Below are 26,497 nucleotides of genomic sequence, written 5' to 3' on the forward strand. Positions count from 1 at the left end.
TACCCACTCTAGCGTACTTACTTATTGCTTGTCTTCCTTATGAAATAGTTTTTCTACCATAACGTAAAACATAGGCACGAAGAATATGGCTAAGAAGGTTGCTGCGAACATGCCACCCATTACTGCAATACCAATGGCGTTTTGGCTTGCTGCACCTGCACCACTGGCCAGTGCTAACGGCGTAACCCCTAAGATAAACGCCATAGACGTCATCAATATAGGGCGGAAGCGCTGAGACGCCGCATTAGACACAGCCGTCATCAAGTCTTCACCGTTTTCGTACTGCTCTTTAGCAAATTCTACGATAAGAATCGCGTTTTTCGCAGCAAGACCCACCGTAGTTAAAAATGCGACCTGTAAATACACATCATTGGGCAGGTTAAAAATGAAGGCTGCCGTCACCGAACCTAAGATTCCCAAGGGCACCACAAGCATTACCGCAAAGGGTACCGACCAGCTCTCGTAAAGGGCTGCTAAGCATAAGAAAACAACCAATATGGAAATAGCATACAGCATAGGCGCTTGAGATCCCGCTTCTTGCTCCTCATAAGATAAGCCTGACCACTCAATCGCAAAACCAGGAGGCAGCTGTTCAACCAACTTCTTCATTTCAGCCATAGCTTCACCTGAAGAGATACCTTCAGCAGCACTACCTTGTATATTTACCGAAGAAAGTCCATTAAAACGTTCTAACTTGGGCGAGCCATATACCCACTCGGTTGTTGAGAAGGTACTAAAAGCCACCATTTCACCATCGCTATTGCGCACAAACCATTTCTCAAGGTCTTCTGGCGTCATACGATGAGGAAGGTCCGCCTGCATGTACACCCGCTTAATTCGCCCTTTGTCGATAAAGTCGTTCACATAGCTTGAGCCCCAAGCAATTTGCAGCGCGTTGTTAATTTCACTCAAGTTCAAACCAAGCGCTGAAGCCTTTTCGCTATCAATGTTAATTTTAAACTGGGGCACATCGCTTAAACCGTTAGGACGAACACCCGCCAATTTGGAGTTTTGTGCCGCCATACCTAACAGCTGATTACGGGCATTCATAAGGGCTTCGTGGCCGTTACCACCGCGATCCACCAGCTGCATATCAAAGCCCGTTGCATTACCTAATTCCATAATGGGTGGCGGTACAATGGGAAACGCTGAAGCATCTTGAATCTGGCTAAATGCGCCAAAAGCTCGGCTCATTACAGCAAAGGCCGAGTTACTCTCGTCACGCACACTCCAGTCGTTGAAGTTTAAGAATGCCATACCGGCATTTTGCGCTTGTCCTGCGAAGCTAAAGCCCACTACCGCAAACATACCGTTTACTGCTTCGCTCTCTGCTTCAAGGATGTAGTCTTCCACCTGTTTAATGGATTCAAGGGTACGGCCTGCCGTAGCGCCTGGTGGCGTGCTTACCAACACCATCATTCGACCTTGATCTTCGTCTGGAAGAAAGGCCCCAGGAAGCTGACTGAAGATAAACACCATTCCGCCAACAAGTAAGCCGTATACAACGAAATAACGCTTAAAACGCTTCGCCATGTGGTTGGTCGTTTTCTGATAGCGGTCGCGCCCTTTGTTAAACGTGCGGTTAAACCACCCAAAGAAACCTTTATTTTTATCGTGATCCTCTGAGTGCTGTTTCAATAACGTGGCACATAAGGAGGGCGAGAGCACGATAGCCACCAGCACAGAGAACGCCATCGCTGAAACGATAGTTACTGAAAACTGACGATAAATAGCCCCGGCTGAACCGCTAAAGAACGCCATAGGGATAAAGACCGTTGACAGCACCGCGGCAATGCCCACAAGTGCGCCAGTGATCTGCGACATCGACTTTTTCGTCGCTTCAGCAGGCGGCAGACCTTCTTCTTCCATAATGCGCTCAACATTTTCTACAACAACGATAGCGTCATCAACAAGAAGACCGATAGCCAACACCATGGCAAACATGGTCAATACGTTGATACTAAAACCAAAGGCCAATAGCACCGAGAAAGTCCCAAGTAGTACAACAGGTACGGCAATGGTGGGAATAAGCGTTGCGCGCCAGTTTTGGAGAAACAGCAGCATCACTAAGAAAACCAACACAACCGCTTCGATAAGCGTATGTACTACTGACTCTATAGAAAGCTCGATGAAAGGCGAACTGTCTACTGGGTAAACCACTTTCACCGTATCAGGTAGGTTCGAGCGCAGCTCTTCAACACGAGCTTTCACTGCTTTGATAGTGTCTAGCGCGTTTGCGCCAGAAGCAAGGCTAATCGCCATGCCAGATGCGGGTTTGCGGTCATAGCGAACAATAACATCGTAACTTTGCGCACCTAGCTCTACTCGGGCCACATCACGTACACGGACCTGAGAACCGTCTGTGTTCACACGTAGTACGATGTTTTCAAAATCTTCAACGGTTTGAAGGCGGCTTTGCGCCTGAATAGTGGCGTTGATTTGCTGATTTTCGATAGCAGGTAGCCCGCCCAACTGACCTGCTGAAACATCGGTATTTTGGACCTGAACTGCGGCCTGTACGTCAGTTGGCGTTAGGTTGAAGCTGTACAGCTTGTCTGGGTCTAGCCAGATACGCATAGAGCGCTGTGCACCGAATACTCTTACGTTACCCACACCGTTAACTCGAGAAATAGGGTCACGGAATTGGGAAACAAGCAGGTCACTTAAGTCGTACTGCGTCATTGAGTCGTCTTCAGAGTAAAAACCTACTGCCAATGCAAACGCGCTGTTTGCCTTAGTCACGGTTACCCCTTGTTGCTGCACCTGCGTGGGCAACAATGGTAGTGCCCCCTGCACCTTGTTCTGAGTTTGAACCTGTGCAATATCTGGGTCAGCGCCAGGCTCAAACGTCAGGGTAATTGACATACTGCTGTTAGAGCTACTTGCCGAGAAATAGCGGAGATTATCGATACCCGTTAAGCTTTGCTCAATGACCTGCGTTACCGAGTTTTCAACGGTTTCTGCTGAAGCACCAGGATACGTTGCCGAGATAGTAACCGACGGAGGCGCTACCTTAGGGTATTGTTCAATGGGGAGTGAGGTTATCGCCAACACACCCGCCATCATTGTGATAATTGCCAGCACCCATGCAAACACGGGCCTGTCTATGAAAAAACGAGCCATATTACTTAAATCCCTTGTTTGCTATCGTGAACCACGTGAAGATGGTTGCCATTCTGACGGGTTAACTTTCGCCCCAGGCTTTACCTTCTGGTAGCCAGTTACAATGACTTTTTCGCCTTCATTTACGCCGCTTATCACCACGTACTGATCACGGTATATCTTGCCGATTTCTATGGTTCGGCCTTCTACCTCGTTGTTCTGGTTCACTACGTAAACCGAAAGCGAACCGTCTGGCTGGCGAGTCGTCGCACGCTGAGGCACCAAAAGCGCATTTTCACGACCGGTAATGACATGGCCCTTTACAAACAAACCAGGAAGCAACACACCATCAGGGTTTGGCATTTCGGCGCGAAGGGTAACCGAGCCGGTAGATTCATCTACGGTCACTTCTGAAAATTTCACGCTGCCTGTTTTTTCGTAACGCTTGCCAGTGACTTCATCTACAGTCAGCTCAACATCCATTGAGCCTTGCTTACGCATAGACTGGCGAAGTGTAATGATAGATGCGCCAGATTCCTGCATATCAATATAAACAGGGTCTAACTGAGTAATAGTGGCTAACTGCTGTGCTTGGTTAGTGGTAACCAATGTACCTTCGGTAACATATGAACGGCTAATTCGACCGCTTATGGGCGCGTATACCTTGGTGTAGCCCATGTTTACCTTTGCTACATCTACTGCCGCTTCCGCCACACTGATAGCGGCTTGCGCCTGATCTTTTTGCGCAATTACGTCATCATACTCCTGCTTACTGACTGCATTTTGTGCAACAAGGTCGTCGTAACGTCGCGCCTTAGCTTCCAGCGTTTTCAAATTTGCTTGCACACTCTTTAGATCAGCTTTGGCACTGTTTAGCTGTGCCATGTAGCGCGCTTCATCTATTTGATATAGCTGCTGCCCTTTTTCTACATGAGCGCCTTCTTCAAACAACCGCTCAGTGATAACACCATCCACCTGAGGTCGCACTTGCGATTGGCGAGACGGACTTACTCGCCCTGGCAACACCATTTCATGTACTACAGGTTGCTGTTTCAGCGTAACTACTGACACCGATGGTGCAGGCATACCTTGCTGAGCACCTTGCTGTGCTTGCTCGCCTTCATTCGAACACCCAGTAACACCTAATAGTGTTATTAGTGCTGCAGTAACATAAAAAATGCGACTCATATATTTTCTATTTCCCAATAACTTTCACATAGAACGCGGTCTGCGTTCTATACGGATAAATTAAACGTAAGTTTTGCTTCCAATGCGCCGATTCATCCTGCTCCTATAGCTTGGACATGAGGACAATCGGAAAAGACGTGGCATAGTTAAGCGATCATTGATACGAATCTACGCTCTAATAGGTCATATTGTGCGCATTTATCACATACAAGGAAAGTCAATGAAGCTGAAGTTACCGATGTTGTCGGTCAATTACCGAAGCCTGTATGCATTATGCGAATAATACGAAGTTGAACGCCAATACACGTTCTATTTAAACGAATAATAACGGCTAAGGGTTTGATAGGCGTGTATGACCGCTTGAGCATCTTGCTGTGTTCCACCTTTATCAGGGTGTGCCGATTGCAGCGAGCGTTTGTAGACACGTTTTAACTGTAGCAGCGTGACAGGCTCGTTCAGGGAAAGACCAAGCAAAGCATGCGCTTTTTCAATTTCACCTAGCGTATAGCTGACAGTATCTCCCTTCAGCATTCTTTCCCAAAACGCGTTTAGCAGGTTATCGACCGTATCGCGATCAGCCTCTTCAAAATTCTCCCAATTCAGATAATACGCAGCGAGTGGATCAGGGTTTTCCAGAGTCGTCTCACCTAAACCAACATTGCTTTGCGTCAAATGACTCTCGTTAAACAGGTTTAGCTTTATGCCAAGTGCGTGAATCTCTAACACACCTTCGTTTTGCTCTATCCAATACTGCCTCAACTCGTACAGTGCATGAAACAGAATAAAGTGGGTTTTAAAAAGCATGAGCGGGTCACGCAAAGCATCTTCATCGAAAAGTTGATAAGGCGGCTTTTTTAACAATTCAATAAGAGCATATTCAGTGATACCGTTGATGAACTGGCTTTTTTGCGTCGATAAGATATCAACAAGGAGTTCAGCTTGCATAGCGTACGTATGACTGGTGTCCGGTTGTGTATTCAAACCTGGTACCTATTAACTATCGTCGGTAGAAAAAGATAAACGAAGCGTACAAATATGTCGCGTACGGGCATAGATAAATTTTGTTTGTCGAAAGTAAACCAAATTACCGCTTTCACTGTTAAAGTAGGTTGATCAAACTAAAATAACAACCTTGGAGTTCCCTTGAAAGCACTCATTGCCCTTACCAGTATTGTTGGTTTTTTGATGGTGGTGTTACCCGGACCACTATATCAGTATGCTGGTGTTAGTTTAGGCACCGCATTTACGTCACTTCGCTTTGGTGTATACGTAGGTGGTGCAGCGTTGATACTGATTATTCTTCAAGTATTAATTAATCGTAAGAACGTAAGTTGGGGTAGTACATTTGTATGTGCTGTTCTTGCTTTAGTAGCCGTCGGCATGCCCGTTAGCATGATGAGCAAGGCTAGCGCCGTACCGCCAATTCACGATATTACCACCGACGTAACGAACCCGCCTGAATTTGTTGCCATTGCACCGCTTAGAGAAGGAGCGCCAAATTCTATTGCCTATGAAGGCGGTGAGGTAACCAAACAGCAGCTTGAGGCTTATCCTGAAATTAAAACTCAGCTACTCCCTCAACCTATAAACGAAGTTTACATGGCTGCAGAAAAAGCCGTTGTAGCGCTTGGGTGGGAACGAGCAAGTGAAGGCGCACTCCCTAATACGCTAGAAGCAACCGATACTACGGCTTGGTTTGGCTTTAAGGACGACGTAGTTATTCGATTAACAGCCAAAAGCGATGACACACTTGTAGATGTTCGTAGTAAGTCTAGAGTAGGTAAAAGCGACTTAGGCAAAAATGCCGAACGGATTGAAACCTTTATGGCCGAGCTTAGAAACCAGCTAGGTTATCAATAGGCTCACTTAGAAAATCAAACGCAAACTAAAAAGCCCGTCAGTAAATTACTAACGGGCTTTTTTGTCGTTGTATCAATTTGGTTTAAACAGGGCCATTTCAAACAGAAATCAACTTCGTACTAGTGCGCGAGTTTGAGCACCACTACACCGGCCACGATAAGCGCCACGCCAAAGTAACGCGCTAATGAAGACGGGTCGCCGTAAAACATCACCCCCACCAAAAACGTGCCCGCGGCACCTATCCCCGTCCATACGGCATACGCCGTACCTATGGGTATTTGTTTTTGTGCCATCCAAAGGCAGAAACCACTGGCAGCCATGAAACCTATGGCTAGCAGAATTCCCATAACACGGGTTTCTGCTTCTTGCGACATTTTAAGCCCCACGGGCCATCCGATTTCCAGTAAGCCCGCAACAATCAAATAAATCCAGCTCACTTATATATCCTTAAAAACAGCAGTATGTACAAAAGTATACCTATTCGTAAAAAGGGGGGATATTCAACGCACCTTAGTATTTTGCTATTCAGCGTTTTTCTCACTAAAGGCTTGCTAGCTGGATACTTACCATCCCCAAGACCGCAGCATTTAACCGGTTAAACCAACGCCAAAAATTGGGCCGCTGCATATGATGCGCAAAACGTGCAGTCAGCGTACTTAAACCAATAAACCACACGATAGACGCACCAATCGCACCACCCACAAACCACCATTTATTTTCCTGCCACTGGCTCGCCAGATTACCCATTAGCAGTAATGTATCTAAATAAAAGTGTGGATTTAGCCAGGTTACTGCTAGCGCAATAAGTAGCGCTTTTTTAAACGACAGCTGCTTTTGTGCCATTTCTAATACAAGGGCATCATTGGCCAGCGAAGACTTTATTTTGTTAAATGCAATCCACAACAAAAAGGCTACGCCAGCCCATTTGGTTACCGTAACTAGCATTGGGTACTCTTGCAGCAATAAGCCAAAGCCCATGGCACCCAAACTAATAGAAATGGCATCGCTTAAAATAAACAGCAAAACAAATAGAGAGGTCCACTGTTTTTTCATGGACTGCTCAATCAGAAAGCTGTTTTGCGCACCTACTGCGATGATAAGGGTGCCGCCCATTACAAAACCACTCGTTGCTGCCGCTAACATGCCAAATGCCTCTTAAAATAATAAATTGAAAGTACGGTTCTATTGCTCGGTCTTTCGTTGCTTGGCTTTATGATGCCTAACGTTAGGTATAGCCGGCCAAACAAGAATTTGAAGTGGCGCTATTTTATACAACTTGCGATACTTAATTAAATTAATGATATTTGTATTCAATAAGTAAAATTAATAACTTTAACTTTCCTTTCACAGGTTCTAAAAAATGCTCGATTACGATGCCCTTCGATGCTTTCATGAAGTACTGCGCTATGGTGGCTTTGAAAAAGGCGCTCAGGCGCTAAACCTTACGCAGTCTGCGGTGTCGCAAAAAATTAAACGTCTTGAACAAAGCGTGGGCGGGCCTGTTATGGTGCGAACAAAGCCCCTTCGTGCTACACCGTTAGGGCAAGAATTGCTAGCGCATATACAAAAAGTGAGTGTGCTAGAAGAAGCGCTGAATATAAAAAGTGGTTTAGAAGCCTCGGCGGTACCACTCAGCGTAGCGGTGAATAACGATGTGCTCGCTACTTGGTTTTCGCAAGTTATGGCAGCATTCAGCGATAAGCGGGCCAACCCAGTTCACATTGTTAACGCGGATCAAACCCAAACACGAGACATTCTTCAGCAAGGTCGCGTTATGGCATGTATTAGTCAAACAGGCACACCGGTTACTGGCGGGCAATCGGTAAGACTGGGCACCATGCGCTATCAACTTTATGCGTCACCACGGTTTATTGAGCGATATCTTCACAAGGGCATAACGCCTGAAAATGTGATGAATACTCCAGGACTTTTGTATGATGAGTACGATGTTACGTTACTTACTGACTATCAAAGAGAATGCTTAAATATTTCGCCTACCTTTACCACGTGTCACTGGTATCCCTCATCTCACGGATTTGTAAAAATGGCGCTGGGCGGCGTGGTGTGGGCCCTACTCCCGACTCTTCAGGTGGCACAAGAAGTGAAAGAAGGCGAGCTTATTGCGCTTTTCCCAGACAAAGCACTAGCGGTTCCTCTTTTTTGGCACTACGCAACACTCGAGTCGGCTGCGCTTGCTGACCTTACTAAAGCTGTTAAGCAAGTCGCGAAGGCACAATTAAGGTAAGGCCACCTTAAGAGCTAGTAGCATACTCGGCGTTTTTACGCTTTTCTTTCACGCTATACATCAATTTGTCGGCTTTGTTTAACAAGCTCGGCAAGTCTTTGAAGCGTTCTTTTGTGATATAAGCGCCTACACTCGCCGTGGTGTTTATCACCAAGTTTTCTGTTCTGATATCACGCTCGGATAAGCTTTCCTCAATGCGGGCGGCCAATCGCTTAGACTGACCTTCACTATAGCAGTGACTTAATACCACAAACTCATCGCCTCCTAAGCGCCCCACGGCGTCTTGCTCTCTGCAGCGGCTCATTAAAATTTTTGCAACCACCTGCAAGACCTTATCTCCGGCGTGGTGTCCGTATTGGTCATTAATCTCTTTAAATTTATCAATATCAATGAAAAGCAGTGTTAAGTAGCCACCCTCTTTGTTGAAGTTATTCAGCAGCGACTGCGCTACGCCTTCCCAACCGGCGCGGTTTAACACATTACATAATGAGTCTGTGGATGCCCGTTTAAATGCACTAAGTCTGTCGTCATTAAGCTTTTTCACTTTTCTTGACGTTGCAATGGCAAAAATAAAGGCCTCGATAGTTATCCCTAATACAAGGGAATATCGATATAAAAATGGCGATACTTCTGTAAAAACCAAACGGAAAAGCATGGACAAAACCATCACTGCAATCCCAAGCATGACCAAATTTGCACAATGCACCTTACGATAGGCAGCATAAACACAACTTGATAGCGTGCACGTCATAGTAATAAGTGTAATTAAACTCAGCATGCTGTTAATTTTCATAGCATCTGAGACTGGAAGAATAAGCTGAACTACAGAAAACGCGAGTGCTGCACATGCCATTCCAAGCATAAATTGGCGCTGCCAACCTTTTAGAAGCGCTTTAAAATCAAGTAGCTGATCTAAGAATTTCACGCCTGCAAAAAGGGTAATTCCAGCAAAGAGTAAATGTAGCTGGAAATTCGCAAGCAAAGCGACTTGCGGAAATACAATGTTCAACAGCCCTTCTTGGAGCAAAAAGAATACGCCAGCACTGAAAACGTAGAAGCTATACGAATACAGGCCATAGTTGCGCATACTTGCCCCCAGCATGCCTACGTATAGAGTAAGTGCCAAACAAAAGCCAATAAATAAGCTCATTGTGAGAGTGTGAATAGAAGCAAATTTATGAAAATCACCAAGCGGCGTCACCTTGACCGATACGCGGCGTTCCACCTGTGCGTTGATATCTAAATAAAAGCGGTTGTTTGAATTGTTGATTATGTATGCTTCAAAGGCACTAGGTAATCTTTCAACTTTGCGCATTTTGCTATCGTATAGCTGGTTGTAATTAATATAATTACGCGGAAAATACAGAACATGCTGCGCATCGACATTACAGCTTAGCACAAGTCGCTGATCACCCGCTTTAAGAAGAAAAGTTGTTGAAGTGGATGCATCAATTTCGTTTTCGAAGTTACATTTAGCAAGCGAGTAAGAGCTTACTGCACATAAGACAAGCCCTAATAATAAGCGAATAAAATTACCTGACACACGCCATGTCATAGATTTGCTTCCTACTGGTACCGCAGCCAAATCCGTGTAGCAAAAATATCCCTGTACGGCTATTACACTAAGATATGTATGCTTGGTTATATTAAGGTATAAAAACCAACACACATTAAGTTTAGTTTATAAATTTCAGTTCGCTCGAAAAAATGTTTCTTGAACATTAAAAGTTAATATTTAGAAATATAGTAAGCCAAGTTAACAAACTCTCAGACGCTAAACTCAACACCACTTACACCGTTGAGTTTAGGCCTAGCAAATAAATACCCTTGAAAGCGTTGAACACCCGCATGCTGTAACCATAACCATTCATCTAGGGTTTCTACTCCCTCAACTACTAAAGGAATACCCATTGAATTCGCAAACTCCAATACCGCCTCAGTAATAGCTTGCCTTTGCCCACTTTCATGGATTCCTGTTGTGATTTTTCTGTCTAGTTTTATTTTGTCGGGAGAAAAGTCTGCTAGTAATGAAAGCCCAGCATAGCCTGCGCCAAAATCATCAATAGCGATACGAATACCAAAAGAACGAATCTGTTCAATTGCGTTGTGAAACGCATCACTTTCACTGATTATCTCAACCTCAGTTACCTCCAAAACTAGTTGTCGAGGTTTTAGCCCTGAGCCAATAGCAAGACTATGTAAGTATTCACCTACATTTGCTCGGTGCGTAATTGCACCAGGACATAGATTTATCGACAACGATTGCTCAGAAGAGATTAGAGCCGCCCCCTGCTTTATAGCAATAGCTTTGGTCTCTAGGTCAAATTCGTACTTTTCCGCCCCCTTGAGACACCCCATTAAATCCTCGGGATACTTACCATCTTCGCTCCTTATAAGGGCTTCTATGGATGATACTTTTCCTCTGCTTGTATCGACAATGGGCTGGAACGCAAACTGAATATGGGAATTTATATAAGGTGCAGTGTTTTTTTCTGGTGTGACTAGATTTACCCTCAGATTTTTGCGGGCTTCATCAGTCAAGCATGTGCGCCATTTTCCGGAAGCAAAGCTATTGAGAAGGGCAAAAATCCGACTTTCTCGGTCGAGTGTAATTTCTGGGGGTAACCAGTAACAACTGCTGCCTTCTACGATTGATAAGGCGCGTAAGTGCCAATCACCAAAATCTCTTTTATGAACAACAATTTCCGTGACCTTCACCACATTCTCGTGGCGGTTGTCTTTTTTTATGTGTTCAAAGAGAAAATTAACGTCCTCACTCTCACCTTCAAGTACCTGAAAAAAATACTCTCCGTCGAAAAGCAAAATACCGGTTATATTATGACGTTCATTAAAGGGTAAAGAGTCACAAGTAATTTTTCGTAAACCTGTTTCATCTACGTGACGAGTCGAATGGCTTCTATAAACTAACTGTTTTAGCACAAGACCTCTCTTTTACTTCATACTCCAATCCATTTTAAGGCTAGGCTGATGCTGTAAATTGCAGAACGTCCATTTATAGCCGTTGCGGGTAGACCCACAAAAATAATCATAGTAGTAAAAACGCCGTTTTCACAAAGTAGGTTCATAAGTGAAGGTTTATTTAACGCCGTTCAATGGCTGGTATTGCAAAATAAGCATCTAAGTCTGTTTCTTTTAATGCTTCGAGTTTGCGCTTTCTCTGTGCCCTTTCGTTAATGGTTTCTCCAAATACTTCCATGTGCAAATCGGCTATAAGGGCCTTACCTTGTTCTTTGCTGATTAAGCCCATTACTTCACCGGCGTGCATGAATCCTTGCACTCGATACTTTTCTGCCTCTACTTTTTTCCCCTCTTTACTTGCCTTGTAAAGGCTTACCAATTGCGCTTTACAGGCGTCTAAAAATAGTTGTTTTTCAGTCTCGTTTTGCATTTTCGCATCCCTTTTATTTGCCTCTATACCTTAGCGGTAAATCACAAATATAGATAGCAGCCAAGAAAAGGGGCCTTGCGTTCATTCCTATGCCCTAACAATGACTACAACTAAAGTTCATTGGTGAAAATGAGGTATACCTCCTACGCTTAGCTAAGTGCTAGAGGTTTAATCTTCTAGGAAGTCACAAGTAATAAAGCGAGCTCCATTATGCGAGTACCAACACTTTTAGGTATGGCCACTTTCTTGGTATTTACACCCGCTGCTGAAGCTAAAGAGGCAGCACATGGAAATGCTCATCATTGGCAAACGTCCCCTCACCACTTGTCTGCTCTTGTGGGCACGACCTACACGAAAGAATGTGGTAACGCGTTTACGTTGGGTATTGATTATGAATACCGGCTAAGTGATTTCTTAGGGGTGGGTTTTGTTGCTGAATACGCGTTTGAAGATTTAGATGCCTACACTTATTTACTCGTCGCCGACCTTCACATTACCAACAATTTTATCGCACAAATTGGCCCTGGCGTTGAATTTCACGGCAGCCATAAAATGGAAGTAGCCCGGTTGGGCTTTTTGTATGAATTTGAAATGTCGGGCATTACCGTATCACCCCAGCTTCATTACGATTACCACCGAAACCACAAAAGCGCCGTTGTTGCTGGGTTAGCAATTGGTATGTCGTTTTAAACCACTTGCCCCGCTGCCCAGCCGCTACTCCACGCCCACTGGAAGTTAAAGCCTCCGAGCCAACCAGTAACGTCTACTACTTCGCCTATAAAGTAAAGGCCTTCGACGTTTTTGGCCATCATGGTTTTTGACGAAAGTTCGTTGGTGTCTACGCCACCAATGGTGACTTCTGCTGTTCGGTAGCCTTCTGTGCCGTTTGGCTTTATTTGCCAATTTTCTAATGTGTCAGCAATAGCATCGCACTCGCTGTGGGTAAGCTGCTTCACTGGCACGTTTCGCCAGTTATGATATTCAATAAAACTTTGCACCATACGCTTAGGGAATACTTTATTTAAGCAGGTAGCAAGTAAGGCATCTGGTGTTTCGGTACGAGCAGTTTGTATAAGTGCAGTGGCATCGTCATTGGGCAGTGTGTTAATGCTTAAGCTATCACCCGCCTCCCAATAACTTGAAATTTGGAGCATAGCAGGGCCGCTCAAACCACGGTGGGTAAAGAGCATTGCCTCTTTAAACGTGGTGTCGTTACAGCTGGCGTACACGTCAACGGCTATACCGCTAAGCTCTGCCAGCGTCTCTTTGTCTTTATCGTGTAAGGTAAAGGGCACAAGAGCGGCCCGTGTGGGTAATACGTTCAGGCCGAATTGCTGCGCAATTTTATAACCGAATGGCGTCGCCCCCAGCTTTGGCATACTTAAACCACCGGTCGCGATTACTAGAGACTCACAGCTATATTCGCCGTTCGACGTAGTTAGTAAGTACCCACCCTCAACCATTTCTACGCTTGTAATTTCACAGCGAGTAGTAATGGTCACGCCTGCTTTATTGCATTCGTTAAGCAACAAATCGACGATGTCTTTTGCGCTGCCATCACAAAATAGCTGACCTAAGGTTTTTTCGTGATAGGCAATACCATGTTCGGCAACCAAACCGATAAAGTCCCACTGGGTATAGCGGCTTAATGCCGACTTACAAAAGTGCGGGTTTTGCGATAAGAAATTGGCGGGTTCTGCATACATATTGGTGAAATTGCAGCGTCCGCCCCCTGACATAAGGATCTTACGGCCAACTTTTTTGGCATGATCGAGTACTTCTACGCTGCGACCTCGCGCGCCTGCCTGTGCCGCGCAGAAAAGCCCTGCTGCACCTGCTCCAATAACAATAACATCGCGCTTAATCACTCTGTATTCACCTTACATCAAGCCAAAAATACTCACGCTCATTCAAGCGTAGGTTAAGAGTTCGGGATTATACGTAATAAGCCTTGCTGCACAACGCAAAGCCCAATCTTACTGTAAATTTAATCTAGTTCTTTAGTAGAAAATTATGGGTTTTAATACTTTTTAACAATACTAAAGAAATTTTAATTCCTCTATAAATACGCTCCAAGATTGAGGTGCAACTCAATTTTAACGAACAAACGAACAAATCAAGCAGTAACTACTTCACAAATTACAGAGGATTGTATCCATGGAAGAGTTCTTAGCATCACTCGATATTAATGAGTATCTGCCTGCAGCATTAGCTTGGGCCACCAATATACTTCTAGCCCTAGCCATTCTAATTATTGGTCTTTGGGTAGCAAGCAAGGTGTATAACGCTATTGTCGCCATTGCGAATAGCCACCCTCAACTTGATGACACCCTTTTTAAGTTCTTTGGTAGTGTAGCGCGCTACACCATTCTTGCATTTGTGGGTATAGCAGTACTTAATCGCTTTGGTGTACAAACCGCGTCTATTATTGCCCTCTTAGGTGCCGCAGGTTTGGCGATAGGCTTAGCACTTCAAGGCACACTGTCTAACTTGGCTGCAGGTGTCATGCTACTTATCTTCCGCCCTTATAAAGTGAATGACTTTGTGGATGCCGCGGGTAAGTTCGGTAAGGTAACCGAAATCGACTTATTCACTACTATTTTGCAAACCTTTGATAATAAGCAAATTATCATTCCAAATAGCCAAATTTGGGGCGAGCAAATTGTTAACCACTCTCATCATGAAATTCGTGGCGTAGACATGACCTTTGGTATTGCCTACAACGAAAACATTGATGCCGCCCGCGCTGTTATCGATAAAGTATTAGCAGACCACCCGCACGTGCTTAAAGATCCAGCGCCATTTGTTGAAGTGTCTACTCTTAACGATAGCTCAGTAGACTTCATTGTGCGTCCATTCTGTCACGGCGAGCATTACTTCGACATCCTGTTCTCAGTGCCAGAGCAGGTAAAGAAAGCGCTAGATGAAGCTAACATTGAAATTCCTTTCCCACACCGTAAAGTGATTGTGGTAAACGAAAACGCATAGCGCGCAGGTAAGAAATAACGTCCTAGTAAGCAAAAGGGCAACCGATTGGCTGCCCTTTTTATGTTCTGGTTTTAGTCAGTTATGAACCGACTTATGCTTTATCTTTTTTAGGAAACACGGCCAAGGGGTGCGTAGTAATTAACTGAACGAACGCTCGAGTATTTGGCTTAATGGCGTTTTCATGACTTACGCGTACCTTTAGTTCATCGCCGCTATCTAGCAGAACGGCATAAAGGCGGCTTTCGCCTTCATAGCGCACCCACTCAACGGTACAGTTCGTTTCACTAAGTGTGGCATCTAAGCTTAAATCGTCAGGACGCACCAGCAAGTCTACGTTGCCGTTAGCACCTTGAAGTGGCGTTCCAGGCACCTTGCCAATTTCAGTAACGACCGTTTTGTCTGTATTTACTTCACTAGCATCAAAGGTTGCACTTAAGAAACTTGCCTCACCCATAAAACGCGCCACAAAGCGGCTGGCTGGCGATGAGTAACAGGCTTCAGGGGTGTCTAATTGCTCTAATACACCTTTATTTAATATGCCTACTCTATCACCAACACTTAGTGCTTCTTCTTGGTCATGAGTTACCCAAATTGCAGGCACGCCTGCCTTTTTGAGCGCATCGCGAATTTCCCAACGCAAGCTGTCTTTTAACGCTGCATCTAAGTTAGAAAGAGGCTCATCGAGTAGGACGAAAGAGGGTTCGTGCGCAAGAGTGCGGGCTAGCGCGACACGCTGCTTTTGACCACCGGAAAGGCGTGCAGGTTTGGCATCGCGGAAATTATCTAGGCCTAATAATTTAAGCCAATGGTCGGCAAGCTTAGTGTCTTTTAATCGAAAGCATACGTTTTGCTGAACAGTAAGATGGGGAAACAGCGCGAAGTCTTGGAACACCATGCCCACGTTTCGCTTTTCAGGCGGCACGTGTTTGCTTGCTGTACTTTCCCAATTACCTAGGCTCATTGCGCCTTCTGAAATAGGGATAAGCCCTGCCAATGCTTGTAAAATAGTGGTTTTACCGCAGCCGGTTGGCCCTACCAACATAAGGATTTCGTCTTGCCCAAGCTCAAGATTTAACTTGTCGACAACGCGGGTAGACCCATAATTCACTGACAAATTACTTACACTAAGCATTACGAACGATCATCCTCGGTAACGGTAAACTGGGCTTTTCTTTCGCCCGACAGCATGAGAACCAGCCCCACACCAGATAATAAAACCAATAGAAGCCCAGGTACGGCAGCGCGTCCAAAGTAGCCCGCCTCGTAAACACGCCACATATAAGTGGCTAAGGTTTCAAAACCTGTAGGTCCTAACATTAATGTAGCGGGCAGTTCACGCATGGCTTCCAAAAACACTAATGCCGCCCCTGCAATCATACCACGAAGGGTTAAGGGCAGCGTAACTCGTATAAAGGCCTCTCTTTGGCTAGCGCCAAGTACGCGGGCAGCTTTCACTAGGCCCGAATCTATATTCTCGGCGGTGCTTCTAACACTTCCCACTGCAAGAGGAATAAAACGCAATACATAGGCCATAACCAATAAGCTTAAGGTTTGATACAGCGCAGGTAAGTACTTAAGGCCCACGTAAACCAGTGCCGTTCCCATAACAATACCTGGTACACCAAAGCCGAAATAGGTAATGCGCTCCATAAATCGCCCAGCTTTACCCGCAATAGCCGCGTGAGCAACGGGAATGGCTAGTAGCACGGCCACAATCGCGGCGATAAATGACGCATGGGCTGAATTCCATGCATAGCTTAATTCAAAGCCGCCTGTGCCCTCTCGCACTAACCACAACGTGAAGATAGCTAGAGGAAGTACAATAGCCATAAAGACAACAGGCATGGTCGCAAGCAACATGAGGTTGCGCTGCCAGCGTGCAGGAAATAAGGATAAGTGCTTTCCTGGGCGTTCTTGTGCCCCGCCTATACGGCTTTCTATAAACAGAATAAGCCCAACAATCACCATAAGCTGCAGGCTTAGCATGGCCGCTTGGCTTAAACCAAAAGCGTTGTATTCAACGAAAATAACGCGGGTAAAGGTGTCGAAGCCCATTATTGCGGGTGTGCCAAAATCAGATAACGCGTAAAGCGCAGCAAGAAGTGCCCCCGCGGCAACGCTGTTTACTACACGCGGTAGCACCACACGCCATAAGCTAGCACCTAACGACAGACCTAGCGTACGCGCCGCGTTAACTAAGCTTGCATCTAAACTCAACAGGCTCGAGCGTGTTGTCATCATTACAAAGGGATAGGTGTATAGGCTCATGACCAACGCCGAGCCCCACAAGCCGCTAATAGGGGGTGTGCTAATTCCTAGAACGTTTTCAATCTCTCCGCCAATACCAAATGAGAAGTACATGGCGAATGCGCCAATATAGCTAGGCAACGCCAGTGGCGCAGCAAGTAGAATTAGCCAGAAGCGCTTGAACGGCATTTGCACATAGGCGGTTAAAAAGGCAAGCGGTACGCCTATAAGCACCGAACCAATGATAGTAAGCACTACCAATGAAATAGTATTGCCTAGAACACGTAGGTTATGGGTATCGAAAAGCTGCGCACTATCTTGAGCTAAAGAAAACAAAACGCCGACGGGCAATAAAGCCATCAGCGCAATAAGTAGTGCCAGTGGATACGACTTTGGCCAGTTTGTCACAGTACGCCAACTTCCCTCATAAGGTTAAGTGTTGGGCGTAAATCAGCCAGTTTACGAAGATCCATTTCAGGTGGCGAAAGCGTGCTTAAATCCGCTAAGCCTTGTGGTGGTTCAACCCCTTGAACCAAAGGTATTTCATATGCCTCGCGAGCAAGGTAAGACTGCACTTCATGCGACAGCAGATACCGGATAAAGTTAACCGGTAAGTCACCGTCGCTTAATGCCACAATGCCAGACGCATTAACCAAGCAACCTGCATCGCCTTTGCTGTAAGCAAGGGCCACATTTGCGTTTGGTTTACCCGATTTAAGGCGAAGCGTGTAATAGTGATTGGCAAAACCAATATCTACTTCACCACGTTCAACGCCCATTACTACACCAAGTTCACCCGCATACTTTTTCGAATGCTTATTAATGCCTTTAAGCCAAGCTTTGGTTGCTTTATCGCCCTCCAAAATACGCATGGCGGTGACGAAAGACTGAAATGATGAATAAGCCGGCGCCCAGCCAATTTTTAAATCGCTATCGGCTAACGCCATTACGCTTTCTGGGATTTGTTCGGGCTTAACGCGCTCTGTGTTATACGGCAGTGTACGCACACGCCCAGTTACCGGTGACCAGCTAGGGTACTGAAAATCTTCGCGAAGCTGCGAACGCAAGTCATCAGGCAATGGCTTTGCAGCGCCAGCATCAGTAACAACGCCAATAGAACCGGTGTCTACAGCCCAAAACAAATCAGCGCGTTTAACGCCAGCTTTTGTTTCAGCAACAATGGTATTTGCCAGTGCTGCTGAGCCGCCGCGTCTAACTTTTAGGTTCAACTTGGGGTTGCGCTTTTCAATGGCTTTTAGAACATTCTCATACAGACCGCCTTCGCCACGCCCTAAATAGAGTGTGAGATCACCTTCTAATTTAGGTAAAGACTCAACTGACACACTGCCAGTTTGGGTCATAGCGTGGGCAAAACTAAACGGCAAACCAGTCAATGCACCGGCTGCTGCTAAGCCTTGTAAGAATGTTCTACGTTGCATACCCCTTCCTTAAAATACGTCTTTACGACTTTGTTCTACTTCAACTAGCAGTGTACGAGCGCGATCAAGTTTAGCCTGCATAGATTCTACAACTTTGCGTACCGCGTCTACGCCAGTATCTTTCGAAATGGCTTGCGGAAGCGTTACGTTAAAATCTTTTTCTAGATCTTCAACCAAGGCTGCGTCTTTTGCAATCAAGTCACCCTCTACACCTTCAAAACGTTGAAGGTAGGTGTCGTGCACTAGTGTTGTTGCAACCTCGTGAAGCTGCTCTGCATATTTAGCGACAACGCGATCAAGACGTGTTTTGATATCGTCGATAACTTCAGGCCCTGTAGTCGGCTCTTTTTCAGTGGTTTGAACCTTGCCTACCAGACCTTTCTTCTGATATTGAGACGCAAGTTTAACTGCGCCTAGCGCCTGCCACAAGGCATGATTTAGCTTCTCTTGCTCTACGCGCACGTCAGAAACTGGCTTACCTTCATCAATAGCTACCTTTACACCATAAATACCTTGCCAAATAGAAGCATAGATAGGCACGTATTGGGTTTCGATAGCTGAGTGAAAGTCCACTTCTTCCCAGTACTCGATTAACGCGTCTGTTTTAAGCGATTTATCTTTTGCTTCATACGCATCAACAACACTGCCAAACTTACTTTCTAACCAATGTACTTCTTCGGTGTACTCACCAATATGCGCATGCAAGTTGTTTACGTGATCACCAATTGCACCGTTAGCAAGCGCCTGAGTAGAGAACATTGAGAAAGTAACGGCCGAAGCCATTACTAAAGCACTTATTTTTTTCAGTGTTATTGTCATATTTTTTCCTAAACCGTTTGTCTTTTCTCGCAAATGATACTTATTATCATTAATCAAGTAAAGGTAACTAAACGAGGCTACATGCTACGTAACGCAGTGCATGAGCCTTACGCGAGCCTTTAGTTTCTCTACGTTTTTAACTCAGAATAATGCAGGTTAGTTCATTAACCCTCGCTGAACACTTTGATATTCAACGTAATTTGCAAAACGCTAGATCATAGTTGGGTTACATTTTAATGAAAATAGCGACCAAGTATACGCATATATGAATTAATGAATATTCACAAAAAGCTAAACGAAAAAAGCCCGCAACAATTGTTGCGGGCTTTGAGTATTTAACGCTTTTTAAAAAATTAAAGGCTATCTAACATGGTTTGGGCATCGCTCACGTCGAAACGACCAGGATCTTCAACGTTTAGCTTTTTCACTTCGCCATCTTCTACAAGCATAGAATAGCGTAGCGAACGTAAGCCACCGAAGTTACCTGTACTCATGTCTAAACCAATTTGCTTGGTAAAGAAACCATTGCCGTCGGCCAGCATGGTAATTTCTTCTGCATTGTTTGCTTTACCCCACGCATCCATAACGAATGCATCGTTCACACTCAGACAAATAATGCTATCAATACCTTTTGCCTTAAGCTTATCAGCAAGCGCAACATAGCCTGGCAAATGAGCTTGTGAGCAAGTAGGTGTAAAAGCGCCGGGTACAGCGAATAGTACAACGCGCTTATCTGAAAACAACTCGTTCGTTCCTGGGTTAGTTATTTCGCCATTTACTAAAAGGCTAAAATCTACTTCAGGCAAAGTGCCCCCAACTTGTATCATGCTACTCTCCTAGATTTTTTTGACACAAATACACATCAAATCTGTGTTTTTTGCTTTCAATAGCCATTGATGCTTTTATTCCTGCCAGCACGTCTGCACTGTTTGGGCGTTTAACCACTACCCGGTGCGTAGCTAGCTTTAGTGCTGGCGGTAACAGCGCATCTGCGTCTGGGTCATGACCAAGCAGTTGCTGAAACAGCCGCATTTCCTTTTTCACCAAGGCTGACTTCTTTTTGTGTGGGAACATGGGGTCTAAGTAAATAGCGTTCACATTCTCACCAGAGAAGTATTGCATTACCTCAGCACTATTTCCATGTTGAAGCGACATTTTAGCTGCAAGTTCCGGAAAACTAAGCGCTAATCTGCGAATACCATCTTCAAGCAAGGCAGCAATCACGGGCGATCGCTCTATCATAGTGACCTTGCAGCCAACGCTCACCAAAACAAAGGCATCACGACCTAGCCCAGGCGTTGCATCCACTACGTGCCATACTTCATTGCCTTTAAGACCAATGGCCTTAACAATGGGCTCTTTGCGCCCACCGCCGTGCTGCTTGCGATACAAACTAGCTGGCGAAGCAAAATCAACCTCTACCGGATTCACTTTTTTCTCACCTGCGTCGGCAAGACCAAGCACGCCGTTTTGTACCTGCAAATACAGGCCTTCGCTAGGCTTTTCACTACTGCTAACAACAGGAAAACCCCACTTTTCGCTAACCGCGTCAATTAGCCCTGCGTCATCGCTATTGGCGTTAGCGCTGTTGCTGTTATCACATACAACCAAAGGCACACTATTAAGCATGGCCGTACTGCTCCTTATGCCCTATCCATCTATTTATGATGGCTTGAGCGTGAGACGGGTATTTATCCCAAAGGGTATAGGCAATTTCTTGAACTTTTGGAATAAGAGCAGCGTCGCGTACTAGGTCTGCTATTTTAAGCTCGGCCATTCCCGTTTGCTTAGTACCCATAAATTCACCTGGGCCACGAATTTCCAAATCGCGCTGTGCAATATAAAAACCGTCGTTAGACTCGCGCAATACGCCAAGGCGCTGAGTAGCGGTTTTCGAAAGTGGACTCTGGTACATAAGTACACACTGACTTTCCACCGCACCACGCCCTACTCGGCCTCTTAGCTGGTGAAGCTGCGCTAAGCCCAATCGTTCAGGGTTTTCAATGATCATGATGCTGGCATTAGGTACGTCTACGCCTACTTCAATAACGGTAGTCGCTACCAATAAGTCTAGCTTACCGTCTTTAAAGTCGGCCATAACCTGCGCTTTTTCTGCAGGCTTTAAACGCCCGTGTACCAAACCAACGTGTAAGTCTGGCAGCGCAGTACGAAGAGTAACCGCAGCGTCTTCTGCTGCCTGACACTCCAACACTTCCGACTCATCAATTAGCGTACACACCCAGTAGGCTTGGCGGCCGTTTTCTTTACAAGCCTGACGTACGCGCTCTATCACATCGGCGCGGCGTGTATCCGGCAGCACCACGGTTTGCACCGGTGTTCTGCCTGGGGGCAGTTCGTCAATAACCGAGGTGTCTAAATCGGCATAGGCTGTCATGGCCAGCGTTCTTGGAATAGGCGTAGCCGTCATGATCAGCTGATGAGGATAGCGACCTTGCTGTTCACCCTTATCACGAAGGGCCAAGCGCTGATGTACACCAAAGCGGTGCTGCTCATCCACAATAACCAGTGCTAGCTGCTGGTAATTTACGCTCTCTTGGAAAATAGCGTGAGTACCCACCAACATTTGAATGTCTCCGGCTTCTAAGCGAGCTAAAACTTCATTGCGGGCTTTACCCTTTAGCTTTCCAGCAAGCCAGCCTACTTCAATACCAAGTGGTTCCAACCAGCCACGAAAGTTATTCGCGTGCTGTTCTGCCAACAGCTCTGTGGGTGCCATTAATGCTACCTGATGTCCTGCACCAATGGCAGAAAGCGCGGCCAGTGCAGCAACCAAGGTTTTACCCGAGCCCACGTCCCCTTGTACAAGGCGCATCATAGGCCGTGCGTGCTGCATATCTTTTTGAATGTCTTGTACTACTCTAGCCTGTGCACCCGTTGGTGAAAACGGCAGCTGAGCGAGCATTTTATCGATAAGCGGCTGATTCACTTTAATAGGAATACCAGGCTGCGCGTCAGATAGCTTGCGTACTTTAAGCACGCTTAAGTGATGAGACAGAAGTTCTTCTAATATTAAACGATACTGAGCAGGATGAAGCCCCTCTTCCATTTCGTGTACGTCTACATCGGGTGGTGGGCGATGCACCAAATGAAGCGCCTCATTGAGGCTAATTTGGTCATCGTAAATACCGTCGGGCAGTAGGTCGGCCAGCGCTCCTTTATCTAGAAGTTTTAAGGCCTGGTCAGTTAAGTTGCGGAGGGTTAACTGTTTTACACCGTCCGTGGTGGGGTAAACTGGCGTTAGTGATTCTTCAGTGGGTGGCGCGTCTTCATCCACTAATTTAAATTCGGGGTGCATCATTTCGATGCCCCACTTGCCAGTACGCACTTCACCGAAACAGCGCACCGTGTTTCCCGGTGTCATAATTGACCGCTGTACTGCGCCAAAGTGGAAAAATCTAAGAGTGATAGTACCCGTGCCGTCGCTAAGCTTAACCACCAGCATGCGTTTTTTACCGTACTGAATGTCGGCGCTCATTACCTCGCCCTGCACGCTTACATGGGTAAACGGGCGGCACTCAGCCACGCTGTAAATACGGGTTCTGTCTTCGTAGCGATGAGGAAGATGAAACAGTATATCTTGAAGGGTAAACAAGCCTATTTTGTTAAGCTTTTCTGCCACCTTAGCGCCTACGCCTTTAAGCGCAGTAATGGGGGTAGTGGCCAGTGCTTGCATCAAGCGATATCCTTCTTTTGGAACATTAACTATTTAACCTTTGAATTGGCACAAGCTGGTGTTATTCAACGTGTTATAGGAAAAGAAGTGTAAAGGATTGTTGAGGGGTTGGCGAGTACGCTTTAGGCCAGTTTTTTACGCTGGCCTATGCAAAAGTGATAGTAAAAGCAAAACTAGTACGTTAGTTCTCAGTCGGCTTCTAGCGCGTTAGCCTCTGCTTTAGTAATTTGCATTTCTCGCCACCAGCTATCGTCGGCATCCACTTCACCAATGGCGTTAATAGCAGGCAAAGGCAAACCTTTGCGTTGGCATAGTTTATACAAACGCGGGTAACCATTTTGAAAGGCCAATGCTTGGCACTCTTCTTCGGGTAACTGCTGAGTGTTATACATGCCCGCTATGGTACGTTGGCGCTGAGCTTCGTATAGCACTAGCGCTGCGGCCACCGATACGTTCAACGACTGCACCATGCCCATCATGGGAATAACGATGTCTTGATCGGCAATGGCTTTAGCCTCATCAGAGGCACCGTATTTCTCCTGACCAAACAAAATAGCCGTAGGCTTGGTGTAATCAATATCACGAAAATCGACAGCGGTATCGGATAAATGAGTAACCAGCACCTGCATACCCTGGCCTTTTAGCTCAGCCATCGCGTCATTGATATTGTCGTGGTTGGTTTGGCGCACCCACTGCTGACTGCCCATAGCCGTACCGCGACGAAACTGATATTTCTTTTCCCACACGGTGTGAACGCGATGAATGCCAACGGCATCACAGGTTCTCACTACAGCAGATACGTTATGCGGCTTGTGTACATTTTCAAGGCAAACCGTAAGGTCAGTTTGCCTTCTTTCCAGCACTTGTCTTATGCGCTGGTAACGCTCAGGTGACATGGCTTACTCCGGCAGTTCCATTACACCATCAATTTCAATTTGTGCACCTTTAGGCAGTGCCGACACCTGAACTGCAGCACGCGCAGGATAAGGCTTAGTGAAATAACGGCTCATGATTTCATTAACCGTTGCAAAATGACCTAAGTCGATAAGGAAGATGTTCACTTTCACTAAATCGTTTGTAGTGCCGCCAGCAGCGTCACACACCGCTTTAATGTTTTCAAAAACTTGTACCGCTTGCGCTTCAAAGTCGTCAGAAACCATTTCCATGGTTTCGGCAACCAAAGGAATTTGGCCTGAAAGATAAACGGTAGTGCCTGCTTTAACTGCTTGGCTGTAAGTACCAATAGCAGCAGGTGCCTTATCGGTCTGAATAATAGACTTAGACATAGTAGTTCCTAAATAGTGTAGTAATTAGTGTCGTGATTGACTATGACGAGACACTTTCTGAACTTCTGGCATGGTGCGTATTTTCTTCATCACGCGGGCCAAGTGCACACGGTTGTGCGTAGTAAGTTCTAGGTCGATAAAGTAGATATTACTCTCTTTTTCTTCAGTTTGCAGGCCAATGATATTGGAATCGCACCCTGAAATAGTGTTCGTTAAAGTTGCCAGTGTGCCCTGATGGTTAAACAACTCAATGCGTAGCGACGCTTTGAATTCACCCTGCGGATTGTCGTCCCACTGCATAGGTAGCACGCGCTGAGGCTCTTCACGGGTAAGCTTGCGAATATTGTTACAGCCAGTTTGGTGAATGGTCATACCGCGACCTGGGCTTAATACGGCTACAATTTCATCGTCAGGTATAGGGTGACAACAGCGAGAGTAGTGAACAAGCAGGCCTTCTGTACCACGAATAGCCACATTGCCTTTCTTGTCAGACAGATCCGTCGTACTCTCGCCTAATAAACGCCGAGCCACGATAGCGCTTAGCTCGTTACCTAAGCCGATATCTACCAATAGGTCGTCAAAATTAGCATGCTTGGTTTCTGCCACCACACGTTCAATGTCTTCATTAGGAATATCATCTAACTTCACTGCACCTAATGCATGACGAAGTAGACGGTTACCCATGTTCACGGCTTCTTGAGAGTGCTGTTTACGAAGGTACTGACGAATGCGGGTACGCGCGCGGGCGCTAACCACAAAGTTCAGCCAATTCGCATTAGGCTTCGCTTTTGGCGAGGTAATAATTTCTACGGTTTGGCCGTTTTCAAGAGGCTTACTTAAGCTGAAGTTTCTGCGCTCTACGCGCACGCCCACGCAGGTATTGCCCACATCAGAGTGCACGGCGTAGGCAAAATCGACAGCGGTTGCGCCCATTGGCAATTCGATAATACGGCCGTCTGGCGTAAACACGTAAATTTCATCAGGGAACAGGTCAGTCTTCACCGATTCGATGAATTCAAACGATGAACTGGCTGACTGCTGAAGTTCAAGTAAGCTTTGCATCCACTTGCGAGCACGTAGCTGTGCAGTAGTGCCATTATCGCCTGGCTCTTTGTAAAGCCAGTGGGCCGCTACCCCTTTATCCGCCATTTGGTCCATTTCCTGGGTACGAATTTGAATTTCCACAGGAATGCCGTGCGGGCCAATTAATGACGTATGCAACGACTGATAGCCGTTGGTGCGCGGAATAGCGATATAGTCTTTAAAACGATTTTCAATTGGCTTGTATAAACCATGCATAGCGCCAAGCGCGCGATAGCAGTTATCTACTGATTTAACCACGATACGAAACGCATAAATATCCATTACCTCGTTGAACATCAGTTCTTTGTTTTTCATTTTTCGGTAAATGGAATACAGGTGCTTCTCGCGGCCTAATACATCAGACTCAATCTCGTAGGCATCAAGGCGCGTCTTAAGCTCTTCGCGAATGTTTTCAATGATTTCTTTTCGGTTGCCTCGGGCCTGACGAACAGCAGATTTTAATGCGCGATGGCGCATGGGGTACATGGCCTGAAAACCTAAGTCTTCAAGCTCATTTTTAATATCGTGAATACCCAAACGGTGGGCAATAGGCGCATATATTTCTAGCGTTTCGCGTGCGATACGACGGCGCTTATCTGGGCGAAGCGAGCCCAGCGTGCGCATATTGTGGGTACGGTCGGCAAGCTTGATAAGAATAACCCTGATGTCTTGCACCATGGCCATCATCATTTTGCGGAAGTTTTCCGCCTGCGCTTCTTGCTTGGTACTAAAGGCAAGTTTATCAAGCTTACTAACGCCTTCTACCAATTCTGCAACGGTATCACCAAACGCTTCAGCTAAATCTTCTTTGCTGTAATGGGTATCTTCAATAACGTCGTGAAGAAGTGCCGCCATGATCGTTTCGTGATCAAGGTGCATGTCGGCCAGTATGCCGGCAACAGCTACAGGGTGAGTAATATACGGGTCGCCACTTGAGCGCATTTGTCCATCGTGCGCTTCTTGGGCTAGCACAAAAGATTCCTGAACCTGCTGTACGCGTTCAGCTGGCAAATACTCTAAAACTTTCTGCTTTAAACCTTCAAACAAATACACAGTGGAGCGTGACCCTTATCTAACGTTACAACCCTAAGAATACGTTTAAATGCGCAATAAGCCAATACACCAAAAGCAAAGCGC

23 protein-coding genes are annotated in these 26,497 nt (G+C 45.9%); 4 read left to right on the plus strand and 19 right to left on the minus strand.

Annotated elements, in window-relative coordinates:
• Nucleotides 1-21 precede the first annotated feature (21 nt).
• From ACXAFM_RS08355 to ACXAFM_RS08365, 3 genes are all read right to left on the minus strand, one after another.
• The gene (locus ACXAFM_RS08355; protein ID WP_474828572.1) at nt 22-3,123 is read right to left on the minus strand and encodes an efflux RND transporter permease subunit; all 3,102 of its coding nucleotides are present in this window, start codon (nt 3,121-3,123) and stop codon (nt 22-24) included.
• Nucleotides 3,124-3,144: 21 nt separating this feature from the next.
• The gene (locus tag ACXAFM_RS08360; protein WP_474828574.1) at nt 3,145-4,290 is read right to left on the minus strand and encodes an efflux RND transporter periplasmic adaptor subunit; all 1,146 of its coding nucleotides are present in this window, start codon (nt 4,288-4,290) and stop codon (nt 3,145-3,147) included.
• 309 nt (nt 4,291-4,599) lie between these two features.
• Complete coding sequence (locus ACXAFM_RS08365; protein ID WP_474828576.1) at nt 4,600-5,271, minus strand: DNA-J related domain-containing protein; 672 nt, start codon at nt 5,269-5,271, stop codon at nt 4,600-4,602.
• A 162-nt stretch (nt 5,272-5,433) separates the two neighbouring features.
• Here ACXAFM_RS08365 and ACXAFM_RS08370 point away from each other — a divergent pair, with 162 nt between their 5' ends.
• Nucleotides 5,434-6,150, plus strand: a complete 717-nt coding sequence (locus ACXAFM_RS08370) for a DUF1499 domain-containing protein (protein WP_474828578.1) — start codon at nt 5,434-5,436, stop codon at nt 6,148-6,150.
• 119 nt (nt 6,151-6,269) lie between these two features.
• On the opposite strand, the gene ACXAFM_RS08375 is transcribed toward ACXAFM_RS08370, so the two are convergent.
• Together ACXAFM_RS08375 and ACXAFM_RS08380 are read right to left on the minus strand one after the other, a co-directional pair.
• Complete coding sequence (locus ACXAFM_RS08375; RefSeq protein ID WP_334058715.1) at nt 6,270-6,587, minus strand: DMT family transporter; 318 nt, start codon at nt 6,585-6,587, stop codon at nt 6,270-6,272.
• Nucleotides 6,588-6,690: 103 nt separating this feature from the next.
• The gene (locus tag ACXAFM_RS08380; protein ID WP_474828581.1) at nt 6,691-7,293 is read right to left on the minus strand and encodes a LysE/ArgO family amino acid transporter; all 603 of its coding nucleotides are present in this window, start codon (nt 7,291-7,293) and stop codon (nt 6,691-6,693) included.
• Nucleotides 7,294-7,510: 217 nt separating this feature from the next.
• Between ACXAFM_RS08380 and ACXAFM_RS08385 the strand changes: the two genes are divergently transcribed.
• Nucleotides 7,511-8,395: an ArgP/LysG family DNA-binding transcriptional regulator gene (locus ACXAFM_RS08385; RefSeq protein ID WP_474828584.1), complete on the plus strand. Its 885-nt coding sequence runs from the start codon at nt 7,511-7,513 to the stop codon at nt 8,393-8,395.
• Between the two features lie 7 nt (nt 8,396-8,402).
• On the opposite strand, the gene ACXAFM_RS08390 is transcribed toward ACXAFM_RS08385, so the two are convergent.
• The 3 genes from ACXAFM_RS08390 to ACXAFM_RS08400 form a co-directional block, all read right to left on the minus strand.
• Nucleotides 8,403-9,950 carry a diguanylate cyclase gene (locus ACXAFM_RS08390; RefSeq protein ID WP_474828586.1) on the minus strand — a complete coding sequence of 516 codons (1,548 nt, stop codon included), beginning with the start codon at nt 9,948-9,950 and terminating at the stop codon, nt 8,403-8,405.
• A gap of 212 nt (nt 9,951-10,162) precedes the next feature.
• The gene (locus tag ACXAFM_RS08395) at nt 10,163-11,335 is read right to left on the minus strand and encodes a diguanylate phosphodiesterase (protein ID WP_474828588.1); all 1,173 of its coding nucleotides are present in this window, start codon (nt 11,333-11,335) and stop codon (nt 10,163-10,165) included.
• A gap of 160 nt (nt 11,336-11,495) precedes the next feature.
• Nucleotides 11,496-11,804: a hypothetical protein gene (locus ACXAFM_RS08400; protein WP_474828590.1), complete on the minus strand. Its 309-nt coding sequence runs from the start codon at nt 11,802-11,804 to the stop codon at nt 11,496-11,498.
• A 210-nt stretch (nt 11,805-12,014) separates the two neighbouring features.
• Here ACXAFM_RS08400 and ACXAFM_RS08405 point away from each other — a divergent pair, with 210 nt between their 5' ends.
• Nucleotides 12,015-12,494: a hypothetical protein gene (locus tag ACXAFM_RS08405; RefSeq protein WP_474828592.1), complete on the plus strand. Its 480-nt coding sequence runs from the start codon at nt 12,015-12,017 to the stop codon at nt 12,492-12,494.
• On the opposite strand, the gene ACXAFM_RS08410 is transcribed toward ACXAFM_RS08405, so the two are convergent.
• A complete protein-coding gene (locus ACXAFM_RS08410) occupies nt 12,491-13,672 on the minus strand; it encodes a BaiN/RdsA family NAD(P)/FAD-dependent oxidoreductase (protein WP_474828594.1) in 1,182 nt (393 codons plus the stop codon). The two genes, ACXAFM_RS08405 and ACXAFM_RS08410, sit on opposite strands and share 4 nt — an antisense overlap.
• Nucleotides 13,673-13,961: 289 nt before the next feature.
• Here ACXAFM_RS08410 and ACXAFM_RS08415 point away from each other — a divergent pair, with 289 nt between their 5' ends.
• Nucleotides 13,962-14,792 (plus strand): mechanosensitive ion channel family protein, encoded by an 831-nt coding sequence (locus ACXAFM_RS08415; RefSeq protein ID WP_474802956.1) that lies wholly within the window; start codon nt 13,962-13,964, stop codon nt 14,790-14,792.
• Nucleotides 14,793-14,883: 91 nt separating this feature from the next.
• Here the strand turns inward: ACXAFM_RS08415 and ACXAFM_RS08420 are convergent, their stop codons facing one another.
• The 10 genes from ACXAFM_RS08420 to spoT all read right to left on the minus strand — a co-directional run bounded on the left by ACXAFM_RS08420 (nt 14,884) and on the right by spoT (nt 26,413).
• Nucleotides 14,884-15,924 (minus strand): ABC transporter ATP-binding protein, encoded by a 1,041-nt coding sequence (locus tag ACXAFM_RS08420; RefSeq protein WP_474828596.1) that lies wholly within the window; start codon nt 15,922-15,924, stop codon nt 14,884-14,886.
• The gene (locus ACXAFM_RS08425; RefSeq protein ID WP_474828598.1) at nt 15,924-17,447 is read right to left on the minus strand and encodes an ABC transporter permease; all 1,524 of its coding nucleotides are present in this window, start codon (nt 17,445-17,447) and stop codon (nt 15,924-15,926) included. The genes ACXAFM_RS08420 and ACXAFM_RS08425 overlap by 1 nt, the downstream gene beginning before the upstream one ends.
• Nucleotides 17,444-18,478: an extracellular solute-binding protein gene (locus ACXAFM_RS08430; protein WP_136783180.1), complete on the minus strand. Its 1,035-nt coding sequence runs from the start codon at nt 18,476-18,478 to the stop codon at nt 17,444-17,446. The genes ACXAFM_RS08425 and ACXAFM_RS08430 overlap by 4 nt, the downstream gene beginning before the upstream one ends.
• Before the next feature lie 9 nt (nt 18,479-18,487).
• Nucleotides 18,488-19,297 (minus strand): hypothetical protein, encoded by an 810-nt coding sequence (locus tag ACXAFM_RS08435; protein WP_474828601.1) that lies wholly within the window; start codon nt 19,295-19,297, stop codon nt 18,488-18,490.
• Nucleotides 19,298-19,650: 353 nt separating this feature from the next.
• Nucleotides 19,651-20,124: a peroxiredoxin gene (locus ACXAFM_RS08440; RefSeq protein WP_136783182.1), complete on the minus strand. Its 474-nt coding sequence runs from the start codon at nt 20,122-20,124 to the stop codon at nt 19,651-19,653.
• Between the two features lies 1 nt (nt 20,125).
• Nucleotides 20,126-20,926, minus strand: a complete 801-nt coding sequence (locus ACXAFM_RS08445) for a class I SAM-dependent methyltransferase (RefSeq protein WP_474834147.1) — start codon at nt 20,924-20,926, stop codon at nt 20,126-20,128.
• The gene (recG, locus tag ACXAFM_RS08450) at nt 20,919-22,991 is read right to left on the minus strand and encodes an ATP-dependent DNA helicase RecG (protein ID WP_474830549.1); all 2,073 of its coding nucleotides are present in this window, start codon (nt 22,989-22,991) and stop codon (nt 20,919-20,921) included. The genes ACXAFM_RS08445 and recG overlap by 8 nt, the downstream gene beginning before the upstream one ends.
• 188 nt (nt 22,992-23,179) lie before the next feature.
• Nucleotides 23,180-23,887, minus strand: coding sequence for a tRNA (guanosine(18)-2'-O)-methyltransferase TrmH (trmH, locus tag ACXAFM_RS08455; RefSeq protein ID WP_474828605.1), 708 nt, complete (start codon nt 23,885-23,887; stop codon nt 23,180-23,182).
• Between the two features lie 3 nt (nt 23,888-23,890).
• Nucleotides 23,891-24,277: a RidA family protein gene (locus tag ACXAFM_RS08460; protein ID WP_014975316.1), complete on the minus strand. Its 387-nt coding sequence runs from the start codon at nt 24,275-24,277 to the stop codon at nt 23,891-23,893.
• Nucleotides 24,278-24,301: 24 nt separating this feature from the next.
• Nucleotides 24,302-26,413 (minus strand): bifunctional GTP diphosphokinase/guanosine-3',5'-bis pyrophosphate 3'-pyrophosphohydrolase, encoded by a 2,112-nt coding sequence (spoT, locus tag ACXAFM_RS08465; RefSeq protein ID WP_474828607.1) that lies wholly within the window; start codon nt 26,411-26,413, stop codon nt 24,302-24,304.
• Nucleotides 26,414-26,497: the final 84 nt, after the last annotated feature.

Source organism: Alteromonas sp. ABD4_190 (genome assembly GCF_056160105.1).

Bases quoted from the DNA above. Each gene is read 5' to 3' on its own strand.
- ACXAFM_RS08400 (WP_474828590.1), bottom strand. From the start codon at position 11,804: ATGCAAAACGAGACTGAAAAACAACTATTTTTAGACGCCTGTAAAGCG.
- ACXAFM_RS08445 (WP_474834147.1), bottom strand. From the start codon at position 20,926: ATGCTTAATAGTGTGCCTTTGGTTGTATGTGATAACAGCAACAGCGCT.
- ACXAFM_RS08390 (WP_474828586.1), bottom strand. From the start codon at position 9,950: ATGACATGGCGTGTGTCAGGTAATTTTATTCGCTTATTATTAGGGCTT.
- ACXAFM_RS08405 (WP_474828592.1), top strand. From the start codon at position 12,015: ATGCGAGTACCAACACTTTTAGGTATGGCCACTTTCTTGGTATTTACA.
- ACXAFM_RS08460 (WP_014975316.1), bottom strand. From the start codon at position 24,277: ATGTCTAAGTCTATTATTCAGACCGATAAGGCACCTGCTGCTATTGGT.
- ACXAFM_RS08385 (WP_474828584.1), top strand. From the start codon at position 7,511: ATGCTCGATTACGATGCCCTTCGATGCTTTCATGAAGTACTGCGCTAT.
- ACXAFM_RS08440 (WP_136783182.1), bottom strand. From the start codon at position 20,124: ATGATACAAGTTGGGGGCACTTTGCCTGAAGTAGATTTTAGCCTTTTA.
- ACXAFM_RS08420 (WP_474828596.1), bottom strand. From the start codon at position 15,924: ATGCTTAGTGTAAGTAATTTGTCAGTGAATTATGGGTCTACCCGCGTT.
- ACXAFM_RS08415 (WP_474802956.1), top strand. From the start codon at position 13,962: ATGGAAGAGTTCTTAGCATCACTCGATATTAATGAGTATCTGCCTGCA.
- ACXAFM_RS08435 (WP_474828601.1), bottom strand. From the start codon at position 19,297: ATGACAATAACACTGAAAAAAATAAGTGCTTTAGTAATGGCTTCGGCC.
- ACXAFM_RS08360 (WP_474828574.1), bottom strand. From the start codon at position 4,290: ATGAGTCGCATTTTTTATGTTACTGCAGCACTAATAACACTATTAGGT.
- ACXAFM_RS08380 (WP_474828581.1), bottom strand. From the start codon at position 7,293: ATGTTAGCGGCAGCAACGAGTGGTTTTGTAATGGGCGGCACCCTTATC.
- ACXAFM_RS08430 (WP_136783180.1), bottom strand. From the start codon at position 18,478: ATGCAACGTAGAACATTCTTACAAGGCTTAGCAGCAGCCGGTGCATTG.
- recG (WP_474830549.1), bottom strand. From the start codon at position 22,991: ATGCAAGCACTGGCCACTACCCCCATTACTGCGCTTAAAGGCGTAGGC.
- trmH (WP_474828605.1), bottom strand. From the start codon at position 23,887: ATGTCACCTGAGCGTTACCAGCGCATAAGACAAGTGCTGGAAAGAAGG.
- ACXAFM_RS08355 (WP_474828572.1), bottom strand. From the start codon at position 3,123: ATGGCTCGTTTTTTCATAGACAGGCCCGTGTTTGCATGGGTGCTGGCA.